The sequence below is a fragment of the Algoriphagus yeomjeoni genome (assembly GCF_049821175.1).
In the GTDB taxonomy this organism is placed as follows: domain Bacteria; phylum Bacteroidota; class Bacteroidia; order Cytophagales; family Cyclobacteriaceae; genus Algoriphagus; species Algoriphagus yeomjeoni_A.
This window is the reverse complement of sequence record NZ_CP187512.1, coordinates 747,092-769,544: the sequence shown is the minus strand read 5'-3', so window position 1 is coordinate 769,544 and position 22,453 is coordinate 747,092. Positions and strand designations below refer to the sequence as shown.

Sequence of the window (22,453 nt, the reverse complement as noted above, 5' to 3'; positions counted from 1 at the left end):
TTTGAATTTTACTCAATTTTTACCCCTATAATGAAGAAACTGCCAGACATAAATTGTGATTTAGGTGAAGGCATGCCAAACGAAAAACAGATCTTTCAATTCATAGATACAGCCAGTATTGCATGTGGAGGTCACTTTGGGGATGAAAACTCAATTAATGAAAGCTTGGAATTAGCTTTGATTTACAAGAAAAAAGTTGGTGCTCATCCCTCCTATCCTGATCCAAAGAATTTCGGAAGGAAGACTATGAAGATTTCTGATAAAGATCTTAAGAAGTCAATATTGGTTCAAATATTAAAATTTGAACAATTGGCAGAGAAATCTGGAATCACAATGGATCACATCAAATTCCATGGAGCCTTATACAATGAAGCCGCAGCGGACGCCGAAATGGCGGATAGTCTCACAGATTTTATCGCTAGTCATTTCCATAATACCCCGATTTTTGCTCCCCCACATTCTCAACTGGAAAAGTACATCAAGCAGAAGAATTTGTGCCAACGAGTTGAAGTTTTTGGAGATAGAAGGTATATGGATAATTACCAGTTAGTACCAAGGTCAGTATTTGGGTCTCATTTAATTTCAGAAAGTGAGATCTCACCACCGCTCAAATCTTTGCTTGAAAAAGGCTATTTGCTATCAGATTCAGGCAAAAAACTACCTTTCCAGCCTGACACCATTTGCTTCCATGGAGACAATCCAGGAATACAGGACTTTTTGCCAAGAATCAGAAAAAAATTCTGGACATGAAACCGAAGTTCAAACAAATCTCTCCTTTGATTTGTGAATTTGAATGGGAATCCAACGTGTCAGATCAATTGCTACGAGAGCAACTAGGCTTAAAATCGGCAGTTGAAAAAGACTTCAGCACTGAACTATGTGAGCTTCGAATGGGATTCAAAACCTTATCGGTTTTATTTTCAAAACCGAGAATAGATTTTGAAATCAAAAACTGGCTGGAAACTTTTTCTTTGGAAAAATCAACACATTCGCTGCCAGAAAAAATCTGGGAAATACCTGTGTGCTATGCTTCAGAGACTGGCCGAGATCTGGAGTCCTTAGCAAAGACTAAAAAGATAAGCGTAGAAGAAGTCATAGCGCTGCATTCCAAGCCACTTTACAGACTCCATTTCTATGGGTTTCTGCCTGGATTCATGTATTTAAATGGACTTCCAGAAATACTTTATACTTCAAGAAAAAGCGTTCCAGATCGAGAAGTCCCTGTTGGTTCTGTAGCAATCGGCGGCGAACAAACTGGAATCTATCCATCTTCCAGTCCCGGTGGCTGGCACTTGGTAGGTCAAACTCCCATACCTTTATTTAACCCTACTCTAGACATCCCTGTATTTGCGGAAGTTGGAGAGAGGATAGAATTCACTCCAATTACTTTTCAGGAGTTTGAGCGATTAAAAAGAAATCCAAAACCACCAAAGTTCAGATGATACGGGATATCGGCTATATGAAAATCCTAAAAACCGGTCCTGGAACCTCCATTCAGGATTTAGGGAGAGTTGGATTTGCCCAGTTTGGCGTTCCCAATTCTGGGGTTTTGGATTTACGCTCGTTTGCCTGGGTAAATTATCTGCTTCAAAACGAAGAATCAGACGCAGCTTTGGAAATCTGCCAGCCGGGATTGAAAGTGCAATTTGGATCACCTACTTTGATTTGTCTTGCTGGTGCCAAAGTAGCTATAAAGCTTAATGGAAACGTTCTTTCTAATCCCAATTTACTGCCTATTCAAGCAAATGATCTTCTGGAAATCGGCTCTATGGAAATTGGGGCAGTGCTCTATTTAGGCATCAAAAATGGATTTCAGACTGAAAAAATAATGAACTCCAGAAGTTGGTTTGGAGGAATTACCCAGTCAGATTTTGCAAAAAAGGAAGAACGAATCTCCTACTTCACCAATCAGGAAATTCCAAAATTTACTGCTTCCAAAGTAAAACGAGATACCAGTTGGCTACAGGAAAAAATAATAACAGCGTATCCAGGACCGCAATGGGACTTATTAGATAAACATTCACAGGAAAAGCTTGAAACCAGTGAGTTTACGATCTCGGATCTAAAAAACAGAATGGCAATCCAACTCACGGAATTACTTCCAAACAATATCCCTGAGATGGCAACGGCCCCTGTATTTCCGGGTACAGTCCAACTTACTTCAGGAGGTAAATTATTGGTTTTGATGAAGGATGCCCAAGTAACTGGTGGATATCCCAGGATTCTGCAACTCACAGAAAATGCAATTTCGCTCATCGCTCAAAAAAAGCCACAGGAAAAAATCAAATTCAGTGTAAAAAAATTGGGCTGAACATCCATGCTAATAACATCAGAAATCTCCCATTTCAGATATTAAAATACTTTGAAAAAAAACGTGCCCACTGCTTGAGGAAAGGCAGAAAGCCTATTATATTACACTTTTACACTGAACCCGATACCTTATGGACGCAGGCTTAAAATCAAAGATTTTGTCTCAGGGAATGAACCCTGATACCGTAGCACAACAAATTCAACATTTCGAAAACGGCTTCCCTTTTCTCAACATCACAGCTCCAGCCACACCTGGAGATGGAATAAAAGTTTTGAGTGATAAGGAGCTAAGGCATTTCTTAATGACCTATCCAGAAAAAGCATCCAAAGTTGAAGTCTTGAAATTTGTTCCTGCCAGTGGGGCGGCATCCCGAATGTTTAAAGATCTTTTCGCTTTTCTGGAAGGTGATGGCGATATCAGCAAATCTGCTTTTGTTCAGAAATTCATGAACAACATCGAGAAGTTTGCCTTTTATGAAGATCTTGATGAAGTCTTAGAAGGTCAGGGAAGTAGCATATATCATGCGCTTGACACCAAAGATTATAAAAGCATTCTGGCTGCTCTACTTTTGGATGAAGGGCTAGGTTACGGAAATCTACCCAAAGGATTATTGAAATTTCACCGCTACAAAGACGGTAGAAGAACTCCTGCCTATGAGCATCTGATCGAGGGAGTGCAATATGCTGTCGGGAAAGGGTCTATAGTCAAAATACACTTCACAGTTTCTCCTGAGCATGCTCCCAAATTCAAAGCGGAAATAGAAAAGATACTTCCGGAAATAGAGAAAGAGTTTGGAGTAAACTTCGAAATCAGCTACTCTCAGCAGAAGAAATCTACCGATACCATCGCTGTAAACACAGATAATACACCGTTTTTGGAAGAAGATGGAAGTATCCTCTTCAGACCTGCTGGACATGGAGCTCTGCTAGAAAATCTTAATGATGTATCCGCTGACCTGATCTTTATCAAAAACGTGGATAATGTGGTTCCTGATAGATTGAAAGGCGAGACTAAAACCTATAAAATGGCCATAGGCGGAATGCTTCTGGAAGCTCAGGAAAAAGTCTTTGCCGCACTTAGTGACTTAGATAAAAGAGAAAACGAACAATCCGTAGCTAAAGCAGAAGAAGTATTGACAAATGATTTGGGGGTGAAAGTCCCAGAGGATTTTTCTCACCTCTCCATTGAGGCTAAAGCTGCATTTTTGAAAGTCAAACTTGACCGTCCTATACGGATTTGTGGAATGGTAAAAAACACTGGAGAACCAGGAGGAGGCCCATTCTGGGTAATGGAAGAAGATGGATTCCAATCACTTCAAATCCTAGAAACTGCCCAGATCGATTTGAACGATCCAGCCGCAAAAGAACATTTCAAAGCTGCTACCCACTTCAACCCCGTTGATTTGGTATGTGCTACCAGAAATTACAAAGGAGAGTCATTTGACCTGTTGCAATACAGAGATATGATGACAGGATTTATCACAGAGAAATCAAAAAGCGGGAAAGATCTCAAAGCGCTTGAATTACCTGGGCTTTGGAACGGTGCAATGGCTGGATGGAATACCATCTTCGTGGAAGTCCCTCTGATCACCTTCAACCCTGTGAAGACTGTGAATGATCTGCTGCGGGACGAACACCAATAAAAGTTTGAAAGCTAAAGTCAAAAATCTGAAAGTTTCAGACTTCTGACTTTAGCTTTCTGAATTTATTCTTCTTTTTTACCTTCATACAAGTCGTACTTCAGCAAGCGGCAGTCAATAGTTCCATTCCAAAATTCAATTCTACGACTTGCTTTTAGTCCTATTTTTTTAGCCAATTCAAGATTTCCGGTGAAAATATACCCTCTGTATCCGGCGCATTTTTGCTTCAGGAAATCACCCATTCTCTTATAGGTTAGTTCCAGTTCATCGTTCTCACCTAGCCTTTCGCCATATTCCGGGTTGAACATGATCACGCCACGAGGACGCTCAGGAATTTCTGTTTCCGCGAAATCACATACCTGGAATTCTATCATGTGATCCACTCCCGCAGTAATCGCATTCTCTTGCGCAAAAGAAATCGCCTGTAGTGAAATATCAGAGGCAATAATTTTCAAGTCAGGAAGCTCCATGATTTTACTTTCAAGCTTCTTTTTCTTTGCCAGAAAAGCCTGCTCATCGTAGCCCAATAGGTGCTGAAATGAATAATGATCTCTGTAAAGCCCCGGATAACGCTTCGTCGCCATCAATGCCGCTTCTATCGCAAGCGTCCCAGACCCACACATGGGATTGATAAAAGGAACTCGGGTATTCCACTCCGTAGCGTAAATCGTCGCGGCTGCCAGTGCTTCCATCATGGGAGCTTTTCCTGGGATTTTACGGTAACCATGCTTTGCAAGTGTATCTCCTGAAGTATTGATGTAAACCGAGCACTGGGTTTCCTTCCAATAAACCTGGAAAACCAAGCCATTAAAATCCGAACCAGAATCCGGTCTGCGCCCTTTCAGCTCACGAAATCGATCAACAATAGCATCTTTAGCTTTGACATTGACAATTAGCGGAGTTGTGATACTTTCATTTTCTGCAACAGAATTTACAGAGAAATAGCCATCCACATCCAGATAATCTTCCCAAGGAATTGCTTTAAATCTGCGGTAGATATCATCTGCATTTCGCAGGTAAAAAGACTTGATTTCATACAGAACTTGGGAGGCTGTGCGCAAATGAAGATTGAGATCCATGCATTCTTCCATGGTAGCTCTTAATTCTATTCCTGTTCTTGTGACAGCTTCGGGCACAAATCCCAGTTCACGTACTTCTTTTTCCAAGTAAGAAACAGAGCGATCCTTACAGGTGATAAAAACTTTTCCTTTGAGATTAAAATCAAGCATGCGCAAAAGTAATGAATGCCAATGAGAAGTACTTCTCAAACCTGGCGTTGATTCTTCGGGATAGGTTCACAAATCGAGATCGGGAAAAGCCAAAGTAAACTAAAAGGCAGATAATCAGGAAATCAACGATCATAAGATTCTTTTCCATTCTTCCTTCCAGCTTCTTGATTCATCAATTTTTGAAAGGACTACTCGCAAACGATTGCGTAACTTAACAGAATTGCGTTTGCTGCAATCGCACTAAATCTTGACTTTTATATTGAACAACAACACCTGAATTTTATGAAATATACCCGAAACATTCTCGCGGTTTTAATTACATCTGCGGTCCTTGTCAGCTGTGCAGGCGAGCAAAAAGTTGACGATGGCTGGAAAGATTTATTTAATGGAAATGACCTAAGCGGTTGGAAAACTGTAGCAGGCACTGCCACTTTTGAAGTGGTAGATGGGACTATTGTAGGCTCTGCTGTGGCTGATTCCCCTAATACTTTCCTGATTACTGAAGAAACATACGGCGACTTTATTTTGGAGCTTGACCTCAAAATCGAGCATTCTTCCAGTAACTCTGGTGTGATGGCACGAGGTCAATTTGACCCGGCTGCCAGAGATGGAAATGGATTAGTGTATGGCTATCAAATCGAAGCAGATCCTTCCGAAAGAGCATGGTCAGGTGGATTATATGACGAAGCCAGAAGAGGCTGGTTATATCCGTTGGACCTCAACCCAGCAGCAAAGACTGCTTTCAAAATGGGTGAATTCAATCATTACAGAATCGAAGCTATTGGTGATGAAATCAAAACTTGGGTAAATGGTCAGCCTGTAGCCTATGTTGTCGATGATATGGACAAAACAGGATTTATCGGTTTACAAGTGCACAGCATTCGTAACGCAGAGGATGCTGGGAGAAAAACCACATTTAAAAATGTGAAAATTCAAACTGAGAATCTGGAATCAATGGCGTTTGACAAAGATATTTTTGTAGTAAACAATCGCTTAAACTCATTGACAGATTATGAGAAAGAAAATGGATGGAAATTACTTTTCAACGGTCAAAACTCTGAAGGTTGGAGAGGTGCATACAAAGAAACTTTCCCAGAGTCAGGTTGGTCGGTAAAAGACGGAGAGTTGAATATTGCTGCATCAGATGGTCGTGAATCTGCCAATGCTGGAGATATCGTCACTACTGAGCAATTTTCGGCTTTTGATTTAGCTTTTGAATTCAAATTGACCGAAGGAGCAAATTCGGGTGTTAAGTATTTCGTGACTTTATCAGAGGGCAATAAAGGTTCGGCCATTGGACTAGAATACCAAGTTTTGGATGATGATAATCACCCTGATGCCAAAATGGGAAGAGACGGAAATCGTACGATGGCCTCACTTTATGACTTAATCAAAGCAGACAAAAATGCTAGGTTCATCAAGCCAGTCGGCGAATGGAACAAAGGACGTGTAGTAGTCACCCCAGACAATAATGTAGCACATTACTTAAATGGCGTGAAAGTAGTAGAATATGTACGAGGATCTCAGGAATACCTTGATTTGGTAGCAATCAGTAAATATGAGAAATGGGATAACTTTGGCGAAGCTGAAGAAGGGCACATTCTTCTTCAAGACCACGGAGACGATGTAAGTTTCAAAAACATTAAGATCAAAACCTTAAACTAAAACCCAAAATCCATGAAAAATAACAGAAGAGACTTTATCAAAAAATCCGCTGCTGCTACCATAGGATTTTCTGCATTAGGTTCAGCTGCTTTTACTGCAAAATCATATGCGAATATCATTGGTGCAAATGAACGACTAAACGTCGCTATAGCAGGTTTAGGAAGGCGTCTTGGCGCGTACTACGAGCCAATTGGCTTGAAATCCAGCAATGTAAACCTGCTGTACCTCTGTGATGCCATGGAATCTCAGATGCCTAAAGCCGCTAAGAATTTCCAGAAGCACATTGACTATACTCCCAAATTGGAGCAAAATGTCATGAAAGTGATGGATGATAAAGAAGTAGATACGATAATTATCGCAACTCCTGACCACTGGCATGCACCAGGTACTTGGCTGGCTTTGGAAAGAGGAAAGCATGTATACGTGGAGAAGCCTTGCTCCCACAATCCACATGAAGGAGAATTGCTAATAGCTCTGCAAAAGAAGTACAATAAAGTGGTGCAAATGGGTAATCAGCAGCGCTCAGCACCAGAAAGCCGTGAGATCATTTCCGCCATCCATAATGGGGCGATCGGTAAAGCATTTATGGCAAAAGCTTTTTATAGCAACAATCGTGGCGCAGTACCAAATCCTGTAGCAGCCGCAGCTCCTGCTGGTTTGGACTGGGAAATGTTCCAAGGTCCAGCTCCTAGAAAAGCCTATACTCACGACACTTGGGACTACAACTGGCACTGGTACGGATGGGATTATGGAACTGCTGAGACTGGAAACAATGCCACACATGAACTGGATGTAGCTCGCTGGGCACTTCAGGTCGATTACCCAAGTGAAGTACAGGTGACTGCTGATAAGCGACACTATGCAGATGATGGCTGGGTGATGTATGATACCATGGACGCGACTTTCAAATTCGAAAATGGTTCTGTGATCCAATGGGATGGCAAAAGTAGAAACAGCTATAAAACCTACGGATCAGATCGTGGTACAATCATCTACGGCACAGAAGGATCCGTCTATGTAGATCGAGGTGGCTATAAGCAATTTGACAGATCCGGAAAAGAAGTAAAAAGCAATATGTCCGGCGGCAATGAAGCTGGAACTGCACTTGGCGGTGGCGGTGACATGAGCACAATTCACATCGTCAATTTCTTCAATGCAGTACGCGGATTGGAAAAGCAAAACTCCAATATCGAAGAAGGTGCAGTCAGTACCCTACTCTGTCATTTGGCAAATATCAGCTATAGAACAGGTGAAAGTTTGATTTGCGACCCTAGCAATGGTCATATTAAAAACTCCAAAAAAGCATCAGCGCTTTGGACTAGATCATATGAAAAAGGCTGGGAGCCACCAAAGGTTTGATTCATCTTTAAAAAATTTAATAAAGAATTTCTAGCATAAACAATAAATTATAATTTTAAGTACTATTAATGTACTTAACTACAGAAGGTCAGCTAATGCTGGCCTTTTTGTAGTTAAACTCAAAGTAAGACAGTGCAAAGTATAGGAAGTCTTCCTAAGAACTTGCAACAAATAAGTAGCTTCGCAAATGGGGTATGAAGACTTCGAAGCCAGTCAAAAATTAGATTTTTTTCAAAAATAAATTCCCGGAAATATGCCCTAAAGAACAACATAACTAGGAATGCATTTCACTCAAAAAAGGTCAAAATCACCCAATTAACGCGGATATAAACCAAACAAAGAATTTTAGCACCGTTTAACAGCGCAATCGATTGCGTAAATAGAGGAAAGTTTTTTAAGAGAAATTATCTGTAATACCATACCTTAACTGAAGATTGTATATTCTGAGTTTCATCTGTAAAAGGATGAATTCTTTGGTATAGAATCTAAAAGCCAATTTTCTTTTAATAAAACCCAAAATTATGAAGTCAAAACTTTACACTTATTTAAGTGTACTACTTTTGGTGCTGCTGTCCATTACCCATGGATATTCGCAAAATGCACAAATTAGTGGTACAGTTTACGATGAAACAGGTCAGCCCTTGCCAGGTGCTACCATCCTTGTAAAAGGAACAACGACAGGAACCACAACAGATTTAGATGGCAAGTATTCCATCTCAAGTCCTGCTAATGGCACCCTTGTTTTCTCTTTTATTGGCTACACTGCCACGGAAATAGTAGTAGGAAACCAAACAGTAATCGATGTGAATCTGACTCCTGATCTATCAGACTTGGAGGAAGTAGTCGTTGTAGGATATGGAACGGCTAAAAAGAGTCAATTAACTGGAGCTATTTCCTCAGTAGGCTCGAAAGAAATAGCAGAACTTCCTATTACGGATGCTAGACAAGCGCTCCAAGGACGTGCGGCAGGTGTCGATGTGACACAGCCAGGATCTAAGCCAGGATCTGCTCCACAAGTAAGAATTAGAGGTAGAAGATCATTCAATGCTTCGAATGAGCCACTTTATGTAGTAGATGGAATTCCTCTTGCGGGAGGAATTGACGATATCAACCCACAGGATATTACGTCCATGGAAGTATTGAAAGATGCCTCAGCCACAGCTATTTATGGATCTAGAGGTTCAAATGGTGTAGTATTGATCACCACCAAAAGAGGGTCAGTTGGTAAAACTATTGTTTCTCTAGATGCTTATTATGGTATCAACAAAGAGTTGGGAAGAATTGATGTATTCAATGGCCCTGAATTCGCTGAATACAAGAGAGAATCACGTAGAGCTGGTGGAGAAATCCCAGAAGGTCCCACAACTCCAGAAATAGATGCTTCTATTTTTGAACCCGTTGAGCTTGACGGAATTGCTCAAGGCAGAACTACAGATTACCCTGCTGGTCTATTACGGAACGGCTCTATTCAAAGCTACCAATTAGGTATTAGTGGTGGTAGTGATAAAACCACATTCTTCGTTTCTGGTAACTACTTTAAAGACGAAGGTGTAATCATCAATCAGGATTATACCCGATACACATTCAGAGCTAATATTGATCATAAGATTACCAAAAACATCAAATTCGGAACTTCTACGCTTGTTTCATACAGCGAGCGAAATGGAGAAAACTTCAATCCACTTGGAGGAGCTCTCGCAGAGAACCCACTTGGAAGACCATATGATGACGAAGGAAATTTAATTTTCCTCCCTACTCAAGATGGATTAAGAACTAATCCATTTGCTGAAATTGTACCAGGTGCACAAGCTGATTTGACTAAAAACTACAGAATATTCAACAGTATTTTTGCTCAGTATGATATTCTTCCAGGCCTTAGCTATAGAATGGTATTTGGCCCAGATATTACAATAAGTAGAAATGGCCGATTCACCGGTTCTCAGACTAATGCTAGACGTGGTGGAGCTGCTACAGGAAGTGTAGATGATCGATTTACTTTCAATTATACGTTTGAAAATATCCTGAATTACACCAAAACTTTTAATGATGTTCACAACATAAACATCACCGGTCTTCAGTCCATCCAGAGAGACAGATTTGAACAAAGCAATATTTCCGTATTAGGTATACCAGCAGAATCTCAGCTCTTCCATAGATTGGGGGATGCATCACAAATTACCGGTGCAAACACCAACCTTGTAGAATGGTCGCTGATGTCGTTCATGGGTAGAGTAAATTATGACTTCAAAAACAAATACCTTTTAACGGCTACACTTAGAGCTGATGGTAGCTCTAGATTTGGTGCCAACAATAGATTTGCTTATTTCCCTTCAGTTGCATTAGGATGGAATATTCATTCAGAATCATTTATGCAAAACTCATCAACTTTTGATCAGTTGAAGCTTAGAGCATCTTATGGATCTATCGGAAACCAGGCTATCAATCCTTACCAAACTCAAGCCTTGCTAGGTAGAACAAGTTACGCTTATGACAATACGGCCGCTTTTGGCTATAGACCAAGTACAATTGGTAATCCAGACTTGAAATGGGAAACTTCCACTACACTCAATTTAGGATTGGATTTTGCGATTTGGAACAGCAGAATATTTGGTTCATTAGAATATTACATCACTAATACAAGTGATCTTCTAGCACCTCAGCCACTTCCAAACTCTATTGGGTTTGGTGGGTTTACGACTAACATTGGTGAGACACAAAACCGTGGTATTGAATTGACTATTTCCACACTAAACGTGGAAAAAGGAAACTTCACCTGGTCTTCTGATATCATTTTCACCAAAAACACAGAAGAAATTATTTCCTTACCAAACGGTGATGACATCTCCGCAGGAAGATTTATCGGTCAGCCATTGACGATATTCTATGACTTGAAAAAGATAGGCATCTGGCAAACTTCTGAATTGGATGAGGCTAAGTCTTTCGGAAGTGTTCCGGGTGAGATTAAAATTGAAGACTTCAATAATGACGGAGTAATCAACTCCCTTGATAGACAATTCTTGGGTTCTGCCGTAGCTGATTTTGCAATGGGTTTTACAAACAGATTTAACTTCAAAGGATTTGATTTATCATTCTTCCTATATGGAAGATTTGGATCTATGCTTAGATCTCAGTTCCATACTCAAAACAATTCTCTCGCGGGTAGATATAACAATTTGGATATTGATTACTGGACTCCAACCAATCCAACTAATTCTTACCCAAGACCAAATGTGAACCAGGAAAGTGCGAAATACGCAAGCTCAATGGAATATTTTGATGGTACATTCATCAAAGTAAGAAACATCAATTTTGGTTATAATTTCTCACCAGAAGCAGCTAAGAAAATAGGAATGACAGCCTTGAGAATTTACTCAAGTATTCAGCAGCCATTTATCTTCGCTAATTATCGCTCTGAGCACAAAGGGATTGATCCAGAAGTCTTTATCGATGGCGAGCAAGGCGTAGGTGGAGGTGTAGTTAACTCTAATGTATCCCCTGCTGTCACTTCTTTCACATTTGGTATCAATGCTAAATTCTAATCAATTATGAAAAAACTAGCAAAAAATATAAAATACTGGGCAAAATCTTCAGCCCTTATTGTAGGACTTTCATTCGCTGCTTCCTGTGATGGATTCCTTGATGAAGATGTTGTTTCCCCGATCGGCAACGATTACCTGAACACGCCAAAAGGAATGAATGACGGCATCAATGCTGCATACAGTACAATGCGATCATGGTATGGTACAGAGAGAGGAAATAACCTTACGATCTTCGGTACGGACATCTTCACTAATGGCGCAGATGGTTCTTGGAAATTCATGAATTTCTATACTAACCAATTTGATTCTCAAAATGGTCATATACGTGAATTATGGGATGAATTATATAGAGGAATAAATACCTGTAATGCCGTAATAGACAGATCTGCGAATCTTACTGGTATCCCTCAAGCTCAAATTGATCAACGAGTAGCCGAAGCTAAATTTATCCGAGCTCACCACTACTTCATTCTTGTACAATTATTTGGAGGTGTAGATCTTCAACTTCAAGAGACAGCAGTTCCTACTAAGGAGGTGACTAGAGCTTCGGTCGCACAAATCTATGCTGCTATTATTAAAGACCTAGAGGAGGCAATTCCTAATTTAGAAGATAAAGAAAGATCCACAGATTATGGCCGGGCAACTCGTCCTGCAGCAGAACATCTGCTAGGTAGAGTTTATCTTACCAAAGGCACTTCTGAAGCAGGCGAATCTGCCGATTATTCCAAAGCAGAGTCCAACCTACAGAGTGTGATCAGTAATTATGGTTTTGAATTACTTCCTGATTTTGGAGACGTTCACGCCTTTGGAAACGAGATAAACAGTGAAGTAATTTGGTCTACTCAATATACTCGAGATCCTTTGACCAATGGAGGAGGAAATAACTCTCACGTGTTCTTCCTGATGGAATACGATGTGCAGCCGGGGATGATAAGAGACATAGAAAATGGAAGACCATTCAAACGTTATAAATCTACTGACTACACACTGAATACTATCTTTGCAGACCGTGTAAATGATTCTAGATACAAAAACACCTACCAGGATGTCTTCTTATCTAACAATCCTGGTACGTTTAATACCACGTTCGACAAATCCAAATCAACAGTAACCTATGCCAGAGGAGATACTACCATTTGGTTGCCAGGCTACAATATGTCTGAAGCTGAGCGTGCAAAGTATCCATACCAAGTGTTGATTCCAGATTTTTACACAGAGAGATTGTTCCCACCTATGAAGAAACATAAAGATCCGGGACGTGTGGATCGTACGCAATTTGAAGGCGGACGAGATTACATTGCTATGCGACTTGCAGACACATACCTACTTCTTGCAGAAGCTCAATTCAGACAAGGTAAACTTGGATTGGCTACTGAAAACATTAACATGGTAAGAAGAAGAGCAGCATTTCCTGGCAAAGAAGCTGAAATGGAAATCACCCAGTCTGAACTGACTTTTGAATTCATTACTGAAGAGCGTGCAAGAGAGCTGATCGGCGAGCAGACTAGGTGGTTGGATCTGAAAAGATGGGGAATTTTAGTAGAGCGAGTGAAGATGTATAATCCTCAGGGAGCTCCAAATATTCAAGCATTTCACACCTTGAGACCAATTCCTCAAAATCAAATTGACCGGGCTGAAGGTACATCAAGTGCATTCCCTCAAAACCCAGGATATTAAGTATTTTCTAAATAAACAGAATATAATATGTAAAGAACTACCATGGAATACGTGGTAGTTCTTTTTTGTTTTGTATTAAATAACTTTTTTTAAACAATAAAATAAGCGAAATTCTTATTAATCACCGGTTAAATATTATTTAGCCAATTCTAATATTACTTTTTTAATCACACTAATTACTAAAGAATAAATACTTTTTTTGACATCTCACTTATTCAAAACATAAGCATTTCGCTGCTAATTTCATCCTAGAAAGGATAAACAAATCCATATACATGACACTACAGGATGCATATTAGAACATCTTCTATTGATGTCACTTCATCAAAGCAAAGTACAACAATAACCTATAAATAGCCTCCAGCGCTTTCGAAATCGATTGCGGTAAATTTCTAGCAAAGATATAGGGCCTTTGCTCCATATTATTTTACTTTAGAAAGTTAATGTTTCTTAATTAAAAATATTAACACTTTAGTCAATATATATAATAACAATTAACCCTCTACTTATGCGGTACAAAATTTACAAAAGCCTCTGGTTGATTGTATTTTCTCTGTGCATCAGCGTCACTATGGCGCATGCACAGGAAGTACAAATCACTGGTACTGTTTTAGACGAAACAGACATGCCTCTGCCTGGTGTAACGGTCCTTCTGAAAGGAACTGCAACTGGCACCACTACAGATCTCGATGGGAAATATTCTATAAGCGCTCCTCGAAATGGTGTATTGGTATTCTCATTTATAGGATATGATCCTGTAGAAATGGAGATCGGAAATCAGTCGGTAATCGACTTGACTATGAATCCAAATACTTCCGATCTAGAGGAAGTGGTAGTAATCGGATATGGTACAGCAAAAAAGCGGGATATCACGGGTGCGGTATCCTCTGTGAATCCAAATAAATTAGAAAATGAAAACCCGAATTCTGTTCAGGATATCCTAAGAGGAAATGCTGCGGGATTGAATGTGGGATTGAGTACATCGGCAAAAGGTGGCGGATCACTTCAGGTGAGAGGTCAGACTTCCCTAAATGCAGGTAACTCTCCTCTACTGGTTTTGGATGGAGCGATCTATTACGGCGAGCTAGCTGATATCAACCCAAATGATATCGATAACCTCGAAGTGCTTAAAGATGCAAGTGCTGCAGCAGTATTTGGTGCAAAAGCAGCAAACGGCGTAATCCTGATCACAACCAAAAAAGGAACGATTGGCAAACCAACAATCAAATTCAATGCAAATGCTGGCCTTGCAACCATGGCAACCTTCCCTGAGGTATATGGCCCAGATGGATTTGTAAGTTGGAGAGAAGATGTTTTCAAAAGTATCAATGCAGGTGGTTATGACCCGTTTGAGTTTTCTGACCCAAGAACACTCCCAAGTAATATTTCTTTGGAACAGTGGATGGCATATGATGGATCTTCAGGAGACCCGGTGACCGTTTGGCTACAAAGACTTAACATGCAGCCAGCAGAAATCCAAAATTACCAAAATGGAAATTCCGTTGATTGGTATGACAAAATTTTCCAAACTGGATTTCGCCAAGATTACACAGTAAGTCTTTCCGGTAGAAATGAAAATTTCAACTACTACTGGTCAGTTGGATATCTGAATAATGAGGGGATTATCATCGGTGATGAATTTGAGACCATCAGAACAAGATTGAATCTGGAAGGAAAAGTCAATGATTGGCTTTCGGTAGGTACCAATATCCAATTTGCACATCAGGACGAAAGTCAAGTAACAGTAAACTGGAATCTACTAAGAACGCTCTCTCCTTGGGGTTCAGAATACAACGAAGACGGTACGTACAAGTGGAGACCGAATGATGAGCAAAGTGGTGGAACGCACCCATTCTATGACAGAAGCCATATCGATAGAGTAGATAGAGACCTCAATATAAATTCTACTCTTTATGCCAATATCAAATTACCATTTGGCTTCAATTTCCGAACCAATTTCACTCCACGATTTACTTACTACGAGTACTTCAATCACCAATCTGCTAACCATGCAGAATGGGGTCAAAGAGGTGGAATTGCATCCAGAAGACAAAATAAGACCTATTATTGGCAACTGGATAACATCCTAACATGGCAGAAAACTTTTGCTGAGAAGCATGATTTCAATGCAACTTTCCTAGTGAACGCAGAGAAGTTCCAGTCTTGGGACAATACGATGACCAATAATGGTTTTGAACCACATGACCGCTTAGGCTATCACAATATTGGTGGTGGTATCAATCCGATCATCTCCAGTAATGATGAATACAGTACTGGAGATGCATTGATGGGTCGATTAATCTACTCATACGACGGTAAATATTCTACCACTATATCGGTAAGAAGAGATGGTTATTCCGCCTTTGGTCAAAGTAACCCGAGAGCGCTATTCTATTCTGCAGCTGTTGGCTGGGTTTTCTCTGACGAAAACTTCATCAACATTGACTGGTTAGATTTCGGTAAAATGCGCTTCTCTTGGGGTAGCAATGGTAACCGTGATATAGGTAGATATGTAGCACTTTCTGATTTGAATACAGGAAAGTATTTCTATGAGCGACCTAGCGGAGAACTGTATTTGGTCAACCAACTGTATGTAAACAGAATGCAAAACACTAACCTACAGTGGGAAAGAACAGAGTCCTTCAACCTAGGAATTGATTTCTCAGTTCTGAAAACTCGTCTGACAGGTACTATTGAGATGTACAAAATGTCCACCAGAGACTTACTAGTAGAGCGAAGCCTACCAGATTTCCTAGGATTCAACTTTGTATGGGACAATCTAGGTCAGGTGGACAACAAAGGGTTTGAACTTACCCTAAACTCTACCAATTATGAGAGAAACAACTTCATCTGGAGGTCTACAGCTAATTTTCAATTGAATAGAAATGAAATTGTGAGCCTTTACGGAGACCTTGATGAGAATGGTGAAGAGTTGGATGACCCAAGTAATGGCTGGTTTATCGGACGCGCTATCGATCAAATCTGGAATTACAAAACAGATGGTATATGGCAATTAAACGAATCTGAAGCTGCTGCTGACTATGGTGTTAAACCAGGCGATTTTAAAGTAGTAGATGTAGATGGTGATGGCTTATTTACTAATGCAGACCGTCAGTTTCAAGGTTTTACCCAGCCTAGGTTCCGCTGGAGTTTGAGAAATGAATTTGTTCTTTTCAACAATTTTGATGTGTCAGTAATGGTTTACTCCTATTGGGGACATGATGGTTCTTTCAACCAAATGAAAAACAGAGATGGATTCCTGGACAGAACCAGCTCATACATCACACCATATTGGACGGAGGAAAATCCTAGTAACGAATGGGCAAGGTTGAACTCTAGTGAAGGAGGAGCCGGTGGATTTAGTGTTTACCGTAAGAGATCCTTTATTCGATTCGAAAATATCTCCATGGGCTACAATTTCCCTAAGCAACTGACAGAAAAAGCAAATATCACCAATTTACGTGTGTACGGTAATATCAGAAACGTTGGGCATTTTGCACCACAATGGGACTTCTGGGATCCTGAAAACTCTGGTCCTATCCCGAGATATTTCACCCTAGGAATCGACGTTACACTGTAAGCTAAAAGACTTTAACATGAAAATTAGAAGTAAAATAAATTATATAAAGATCCTTATGACAGGATTGATTGTAGTTGTCACTTCTGGATGTAATGAAGACTGGCTAGAACCTCAGCCTCTTTCCTTTTACTCCCCAGAAAACACCTATAATGAAGTTAGCGGCCTTTGGGCAGCTCTAGTAGCATGTGAGCGTAATATGCGCCATGAATACACCGGTGATGGTTCTCCTATTCTTACTGAGCATATTTTCAGCGAAGTAGCGGTAGAGGGCACTACAGATAAATCCGGCCCAGCTCAGGATATGAATTTGCTCATAACTCCTGATGCAAATTTGAATAGTGTCAATACCAATAGAATCGGATGGTACTGGTATGAAGGCTATAAGGGAGTAAAGTATGCAAATACGGTAGTATCCCGAATAGATGAGCCACAGGATTATGAATCAGAGGCTGAAAGAAATCACTTATTAGCCACTGCCTATTTCCATAGATCATTAAGATACTATAGACTGACTCAGCAATTTGGTGACATACCTTTGATTCTAGAGGAAATCGTAGAACCAAAGCTTGACTTCTACTCTACCGAACGTACAGTGATTTTGAGAAAAATGAAAGAAGATCTGGAATGGGGCGAAGAGTGGATCCCAGAAGTAATGGATCGTGGGCGAGTGCCAAAAGGAGCATTACAACACCTGCTGATCAAGATCAACCTAGCTCTAGGAGAATTTCAAGATGCACTTGATGTAGCAAATCGTCTTATTAATAACGGTCCCTATGCCCTTATGAAACAGCGATTTGGAGTATCTGCCAATGACCCTACTAAAAACGTAATCTGGGACCTTCACAGACCGGAAAACAAGTCTCCTGTTAGTAACACTGAAACAATTCTTTTGGTAATGGACAGAGTTGATACAGATGGAAACTCTGGCGGAATTATTACGATGCGTAATGCAGTTCCATTCTGGGGTAGTAATATCAATACACCTACCGGAAACAAAGGAACCTCGGACAGATCAGCTATTCCTATTGACCAGGTAACAGAATTCGGTCGAGGAATCGGAAGATTAAGGGCAACTTGGTATCACCAAAGCATGATTTGGGATGATGAAAATGACTTGAGACACGCTCCTGGTAACTGGATGGACATGGAAGACTTGGTTTACAACAACCCTGATATTTCTTCAAATGACCCATATTACGGGCAAAACCTGGAATTCAGAAACGAAGATGGAGTGGTGCTAGTAGTAGATACCATTAGAAGTTGGTTCTCATGGCCACATTACAAACTATTCGTCCCAGATGCACAGCGTAATCAGCCACAAGGCGGGCCTACCGATTGGTATATTTTCAGATTGGCAGAATCTTATTTGTTGAGAGCTGAAGCTAAATATTGGTTAGGAGACTTAGCTGGAGCAGCAGATGATATCAATGCAGTAAGAACTAGAGCAGGTGCAGCACCATATGAAGCATCAGAAATCAACATTGGAACTGTATTGGATGAAAGAGCTCGGGAGCTGTATTATGAAGAGCCTAGAAAAACTGAGTTAACCAGAATTGCCAGAATATTTGCAATGACTGGTAAAGCTGCTTACAACGGCAAGACCTACAATGAGGCTAACTTCTCTAAGGATAACTTCTACTATGATAGAATCATGGAAGTGACAGACTATTACAATAAAGGAGTCTTTACCAGACACGGGGATACGTATACACTGAGTCCGTATCATGTTTTATGGCCTATTCCACAGAATGCAATTAATTCTAATACTAAAGGTCACCTCAACCAAAATGAGGGATACAATGGATTTGAAAACAACATTCCTCCACTTACTACTATAGAAACGGAAGAATAATCAATCTTCAACTCATGAACCAACGGAGACCAGAATCAACAACTGGTCTCCGTTTTTTTTCTACTACTTTTTTCCAAAAAAAAATGCTACTCCAAACTTGGAGCAGCATCTAAGGATAGCATCAGGTTTAAGCTATTCCTGACATGTTGACTCTCGGATTGTTATTTTAGAGGGTATTGTAATTACCTGATCTATTAAATCATAGTGATTTGGCTTTGTCAATTTTTTAATGAGCAACTTTGCACATTCGCTGCCGATCATAGAAGCAGGCTGAGTGATCGTAGTTAGCGAAGGATTCAATAAGCCAGCAATAGAAGAATTTGAAAAACTGATCAATTTTAAATCATTAGGCATTCTCAAATTAGTTCGCTTCAAAGCTTGGTAGGTAGCAAAGGCTAACTTCTCTACCGAGGTAACTATCCCATCAGGTCTATTTGCTGAATTGAGTAACTCCTGAATTTTCTCTATGTTGCTCTGTTCATCATGGCCGCAATAAAGCGTCATGGAAGGGTCCAATTCAATTCCTGCATCTGCGATAGCATCATTAAATCCACGCTGTCTCTCCTTACTAATGGACAAATCTACGCACAAGGTAAAAAATGCAATTTTTTTACAATTCTGATTTATTAAGTGCTGAGTAGCTTCATAAGCACTTTCGTAATCATTGGTAATAAACTTGGTAGTGGGAATCTCCGAGCTTATCCGATCAAAAAATATGATTGGAAGCCCTCTATCGTGTAGTTTCTTCAAATGCGAGTTGTCACTAGTTTGGCTAGTCACAGACATCGCGATCGCATCAGCCCTGCCATTCAGAAGCAAATTCACGATCTTCCGCTCACGCTCCATATCTTCATGCGTATTGTAGATTAAAAGATGATAGCCATGCTCCTGTGCTATCTCTTCGATTCCATCCATCACTTGCGCAAAAAAACTGTTGATACGCTCGGGGATGATAATTGCGATCGTTTTACTTTTATTTTCCCGCAAGCTACGTGCAAAAGGGTTTGCATGATAATTTAGCTTCTCAGCCATACTTATCACCTTCTTTTTAGTTGCCTCTGATATTTCGTAACTATCATTCAAAGCGCGTGAGACAGTTGAAGGAGCAAGCTTAAGTTCCGCAGCTAATTCTTTTAAACTAATTCCTGAAGCCATGGTATTAAAGGTAAAATGGGTCGTTTATTGATCACAAATTACGAATGATTGCCCGTATTTGGCCTATACCACTTGCATAATTTCGAAATCGTTTCCGCATTTTATTACCTAAATACAGTCGATTCGAGGTATTTTTAAGTCAATAATAAGTTGTAGAAATTTAGCCAAAATAACAGATGCCCTATTCAACAACGAAATCGTCATTCCTGAATGAGGATTTTCTTTTACAAAACGACTACGCAAAAGTTCTTTATCATCAGTACGCCAAGGATTTACCCATTATAGATTATCATAATCACCTTCCGCCAGCTGAAATAAATGCCAATAAAAAATTTGAAAACATCTCTAAAATCTGGCTTGCCGGTGACCATTACAAATGGAGGGCAATGCGAACTTTTGGAATAAATGAGAGATTTATTACCGGCGACGCTTCAGATGAAGAGAAATTTAAAAGCTGGTCCAAAACTTTACCTTATACGCTTAGAAACCCACTATACCACTGGTCACATCTAGAGTTAAAGCGATACTTTGGTTTTGATGAGTTACTTTCTGAAAAAAATGCAGCAGAAGTTTACAAGCATTGCAACACTATTTTGGAAGGAGACTCCTACTCTACTCAAGGCCTTTTGGCTCAGATGAAAGTAGAAGTGGTATGCTCCACGGACGACCCGATAGATTCATTGGATCAACATGTTTCTTTTCACAAAAAAGGGAAAGATCTGGGTATGTATCCGGCATTCCGCCCAGATAAAGCCTACGCAATAGAAAATCCAACTACCTATAAGGCTTACATATCCAGCTTGAGCTCTAGTGTCGGATTTGAAATCAATTCTTATGAGAAAATGCTGGAGGCTATGAGCATTAGGATAGACTATTTCCACGAGCGAGGCTGTAGATTATCTGATCATGGACTTGAGCAATTGTATTTCTATAAAGATGATGCCTTCTCAGCAGATTCCATATTCTCTCAAGTGCTTTCAGGTGATAATTTATCTACTGAAAAAGTGAATTTCTTCAAGTTCACTACGCTAATGGCTCTGTGTAAAATGTACCATGCCAAAGGTTGGGTGCAGCAATTTCACTTAGGCGCTTTGAGAAACACCAACGAGCGTTCTCTCAGAATCCTTGGACCAGATACTGGCTTTGATTCCATTGGAGACTTTGATCAGGCTAAAGCCATGTCAGGATTTTTCAATGCCTTAAATTCCGATGACCAGTTGACAAAAACTGTGATTTACAATCTCAATCCCCGTGATAATGAGGTTTTTGCTACGATGATAGGAAATTACAATGATGGATCGGTGCGAGGTAAAATCCAATTTGGATCAGGCTGGTGGTATCTCGATCAGAAGGATGGCATGGAGAAGCAACTCAATACACTTTCAAACATGGGGTTAATCAGCTGTTTTATCGGAATGCTAACTGACTCCCGTAGCTTCCTTTCCTTTCCACGTCACGAGTATTTCCGCAGGATCCTATGCAACCTTTTTGGACAAGATGTAGCCAATGGCGAACTTCCTTGGGATGAGAAATGGCTTGGGGAAATCATCTCAGGAATTTGCTACTACAATGCCAAGCAGTATTTTGACTTTAGTCCCAAAAACATTCACGTTTAATTATGAGCAGTTCACTATTTTCTCTTGAAGGAAAAAAAATAGCCTTCTCCGGAGCAACTGGAGTATTAGGTACATCAATGAGTTTATATCTTGCCAGCGAAGGCGCTGAGGTCCTGATTTTAGGGCGTACGCCAGCTAAGGTCGATGATTTAGTAATGCAAATAAAAGCTCACGGAGGTAAAGCCTTTGGCTATATCTGCGATGTCACCGACGAAAAAAGTATAGAAGATGTCTGTGTTGCAATTGAAAAAGACCATGGTTACCTGGATATTTTGATCAATGCCGCAGGTGGTAATATGCCTGGTGCTGTAATCACTCCTGACAAAACATTAAAGGATCTGGAGCTGGATGGACTAAGAAAAGTGATGGACCTGAATTACCTTGGAACAGCCATTCCATCTAAGATTTTATTTCCACTAATGCTAAAAAATGGCAAAGGAAACATCATCAACATTAGCTCCATGGCCGCCTCCAGACCTATGACGCGTGTGATGGGCTACGCTTCTGCCAAGGCTGCTATTGATAACCTAACCAAGTTCCTTTCAGTGGAGCTTTGTGCAAAACATGGCGCTGAGTTTAGAGTGAACGCTATAGCTCCAGGATTTTTCCTGACTGAGCAAAACAGAGCATTGCTTACAGAATCTGACGGAAGCCTTACCGGACGTGGAAATCAAATCATCAGCCATACGCCAATGCATAGATTTGGTAAGCCAGAAGATCTTAACGGTGCATTACATTGGCTTTGCGCTGATGCCTCTGAATTTGTCACAGGAACTATCGTCGCAGTGGATGGTGGTTTTGGAGCCTATTCAGGAGTTTAGCAATTTGAAA

At 40.3% G+C, this 22,453-nt stretch carries 14 protein-coding genes; 12 read left to right on the top strand and 2 right to left on the bottom strand.

The genetic code is table 11. The annotated features are described in order from the left end of the window. The first annotated feature begins 30 nt into the window (after positions 1-30). The 4 genes from ACPUEN_RS02975 to ACPUEN_RS02960 all read left to right on the top strand — a co-directional run bounded on the left by ACPUEN_RS02975 (position 31) and on the right by ACPUEN_RS02960 (position 3,953). Positions 31-750 (top strand): LamB/YcsF family protein, encoded by a 720-nt coding sequence (locus tag ACPUEN_RS02975; protein WP_425638341.1) that lies wholly within the window; start codon positions 31-33, stop codon positions 748-750. Further along, complete coding sequence (gene pxpB / locus ACPUEN_RS02970) at positions 747-1,442, top strand: 5-oxoprolinase subunit PxpB (RefSeq protein ID WP_425638340.1); 696 nt, start codon at positions 747-749, stop codon at positions 1,440-1,442. The genes ACPUEN_RS02975 and pxpB overlap by 4 nt, the downstream gene beginning before the upstream one ends. Continuing rightward, the gene (locus tag ACPUEN_RS02965) at positions 1,439-2,311 is read left to right on the top strand and encodes a biotin-dependent carboxyltransferase family protein (protein WP_425638339.1); all 873 of its coding nucleotides are present in this window, start codon (positions 1,439-1,441) and stop codon (positions 2,309-2,311) included. Before pxpB ends, ACPUEN_RS02965 begins: the two co-directional genes overlap by 4 nt. Positions 2,312-2,441: 130 nt before the next feature. Then, on the top strand, positions 2,442-3,953 hold the full coding sequence (locus ACPUEN_RS02960) for a DUF4301 family protein (protein WP_425638338.1): 1,512 nt from the start codon (positions 2,442-2,444) through the stop codon (positions 3,951-3,953). Positions 3,954-4,015: 62 nt separating this feature from the next. On the opposite strand, the gene ACPUEN_RS02955 is transcribed toward ACPUEN_RS02960, so the two are convergent. After that, a complete protein-coding gene (locus ACPUEN_RS02955; protein WP_425638337.1) occupies positions 4,016-5,179 on the bottom strand; it encodes a THUMP domain-containing class I SAM-dependent RNA methyltransferase in 1,164 nt (387 codons plus the stop codon). A 282-nt stretch (positions 5,180-5,461) separates the two neighbouring features. Here ACPUEN_RS02955 and ACPUEN_RS02950 point away from each other — a divergent pair, with 282 nt between their 5' ends. From ACPUEN_RS02950 to ACPUEN_RS02925, 6 genes are all read left to right on the top strand, one after another. Further along, positions 5,462-6,844 carry a 3-keto-disaccharide hydrolase gene (locus ACPUEN_RS02950; protein WP_425638336.1) on the top strand — a complete coding sequence of 461 codons (1,383 nt, stop codon included), beginning with the start codon at positions 5,462-5,464 and terminating at the stop codon, positions 6,842-6,844. A gap of 12 nt (positions 6,845-6,856) precedes the next feature. Continuing rightward, positions 6,857-8,203, top strand: a complete 1,347-nt coding sequence (locus ACPUEN_RS02945; RefSeq protein ID WP_425638335.1) for a Gfo/Idh/MocA family protein — start codon at positions 6,857-6,859, stop codon at positions 8,201-8,203. Positions 8,204-8,724: 521 nt separating this feature from the next. Then, positions 8,725-11,742 (top strand): SusC/RagA family TonB-linked outer membrane protein, encoded by a 3,018-nt coding sequence (locus ACPUEN_RS02940; RefSeq protein WP_425638334.1) that lies wholly within the window; start codon positions 8,725-8,727, stop codon positions 11,740-11,742. Between the two features lie 6 nt (positions 11,743-11,748). Next, positions 11,749-13,419, top strand: a complete 1,671-nt coding sequence (locus tag ACPUEN_RS02935; protein ID WP_425638333.1) for a RagB/SusD family nutrient uptake outer membrane protein — start codon at positions 11,749-11,751, stop codon at positions 13,417-13,419. Positions 13,420-13,927: 508 nt separating this feature from the next. Beyond that, positions 13,928-16,999, top strand: a complete 3,072-nt coding sequence (locus tag ACPUEN_RS02930) for a SusC/RagA family TonB-linked outer membrane protein (protein ID WP_425638332.1) — start codon at positions 13,928-13,930, stop codon at positions 16,997-16,999. Between the two features lie 16 nt (positions 17,000-17,015). Next, positions 17,016-18,851 carry a RagB/SusD family nutrient uptake outer membrane protein gene (locus tag ACPUEN_RS02925; RefSeq protein ID WP_111610456.1) on the top strand — a complete coding sequence of 612 codons (1,836 nt, stop codon included), beginning with the start codon at positions 17,016-17,018 and terminating at the stop codon, positions 18,849-18,851. A 132-nt stretch (positions 18,852-18,983) separates the two neighbouring features. Here the strand turns inward: ACPUEN_RS02925 and ACPUEN_RS02920 are convergent, their stop codons facing one another. Continuing rightward, positions 18,984-20,006, bottom strand: a complete 1,023-nt coding sequence (locus ACPUEN_RS02920) for a LacI family DNA-binding transcriptional regulator (protein ID WP_425638331.1) — start codon at positions 20,004-20,006, stop codon at positions 18,984-18,986. Between the two features lie 176 nt (positions 20,007-20,182). Between ACPUEN_RS02920 and uxaC the strand changes: the two genes are divergently transcribed. Together uxaC and ACPUEN_RS02910 are read left to right on the top strand one after the other, a co-directional pair. Continuing rightward, positions 20,183-21,622: a glucuronate isomerase gene (gene uxaC, locus ACPUEN_RS02915; protein WP_425638329.1), complete on the top strand. Its 1,440-nt coding sequence runs from the start codon at positions 20,183-20,185 to the stop codon at positions 21,620-21,622. Positions 21,623-21,624: 2 nt separating this feature from the next. Beyond that, the gene (locus ACPUEN_RS02910; RefSeq protein WP_425638328.1) at positions 21,625-22,443 is read left to right on the top strand and encodes an SDR family oxidoreductase; all 819 of its coding nucleotides are present in this window, start codon (positions 21,625-21,627) and stop codon (positions 22,441-22,443) included. Positions 22,444-22,453: the final 10 nt, after the last annotated feature.

Coding starts and splice junctions, on each gene's coding strand:
- ACPUEN_RS02975 (WP_425638341.1), top strand. CDS start 31: ATGAAGAAACTGCCAGACATAAATTGTGATTTAGGTGAAGGCATGCCA.
- pxpB (WP_425638340.1), top strand. CDS start 747: ATGAAACCGAAGTTCAAACAAATCTCTCCTTTGATTTGTGAATTTGAA.
- ACPUEN_RS02965 (WP_425638339.1), top strand. CDS start 1,439: ATGATACGGGATATCGGCTATATGAAAATCCTAAAAACCGGTCCTGGA.
- ACPUEN_RS02960 (WP_425638338.1), top strand. CDS start 2,442: ATGGACGCAGGCTTAAAATCAAAGATTTTGTCTCAGGGAATGAACCCT.
- ACPUEN_RS02955 (WP_425638337.1), bottom strand. CDS start 5,179: ATGCTTGATTTTAATCTCAAAGGAAAAGTTTTTATCACCTGTAAGGAT.
- ACPUEN_RS02950 (WP_425638336.1), top strand. CDS start 5,462: ATGAAATATACCCGAAACATTCTCGCGGTTTTAATTACATCTGCGGTC.
- ACPUEN_RS02945 (WP_425638335.1), top strand. CDS start 6,857: ATGAAAAATAACAGAAGAGACTTTATCAAAAAATCCGCTGCTGCTACC.
- ACPUEN_RS02940 (WP_425638334.1), top strand. CDS start 8,725: ATGAAGTCAAAACTTTACACTTATTTAAGTGTACTACTTTTGGTGCTG.
- ACPUEN_RS02935 (WP_425638333.1), top strand. CDS start 11,749: ATGAAAAAACTAGCAAAAAATATAAAATACTGGGCAAAATCTTCAGCC.
- ACPUEN_RS02930 (WP_425638332.1), top strand. CDS start 13,928: ATGCGGTACAAAATTTACAAAAGCCTCTGGTTGATTGTATTTTCTCTG.
- ACPUEN_RS02925 (WP_111610456.1), top strand. CDS start 17,016: ATGAAAATTAGAAGTAAAATAAATTATATAAAGATCCTTATGACAGGA.
- ACPUEN_RS02920 (WP_425638331.1), bottom strand. CDS start 20,006: ATGGCTTCAGGAATTAGTTTAAAAGAATTAGCTGCGGAACTTAAGCTT.
- uxaC (WP_425638329.1), top strand. CDS start 20,183: ATGCCCTATTCAACAACGAAATCGTCATTCCTGAATGAGGATTTTCTT.
- ACPUEN_RS02910 (WP_425638328.1), top strand. CDS start 21,625: ATGAGCAGTTCACTATTTTCTCTTGAAGGAAAAAAAATAGCCTTCTCC.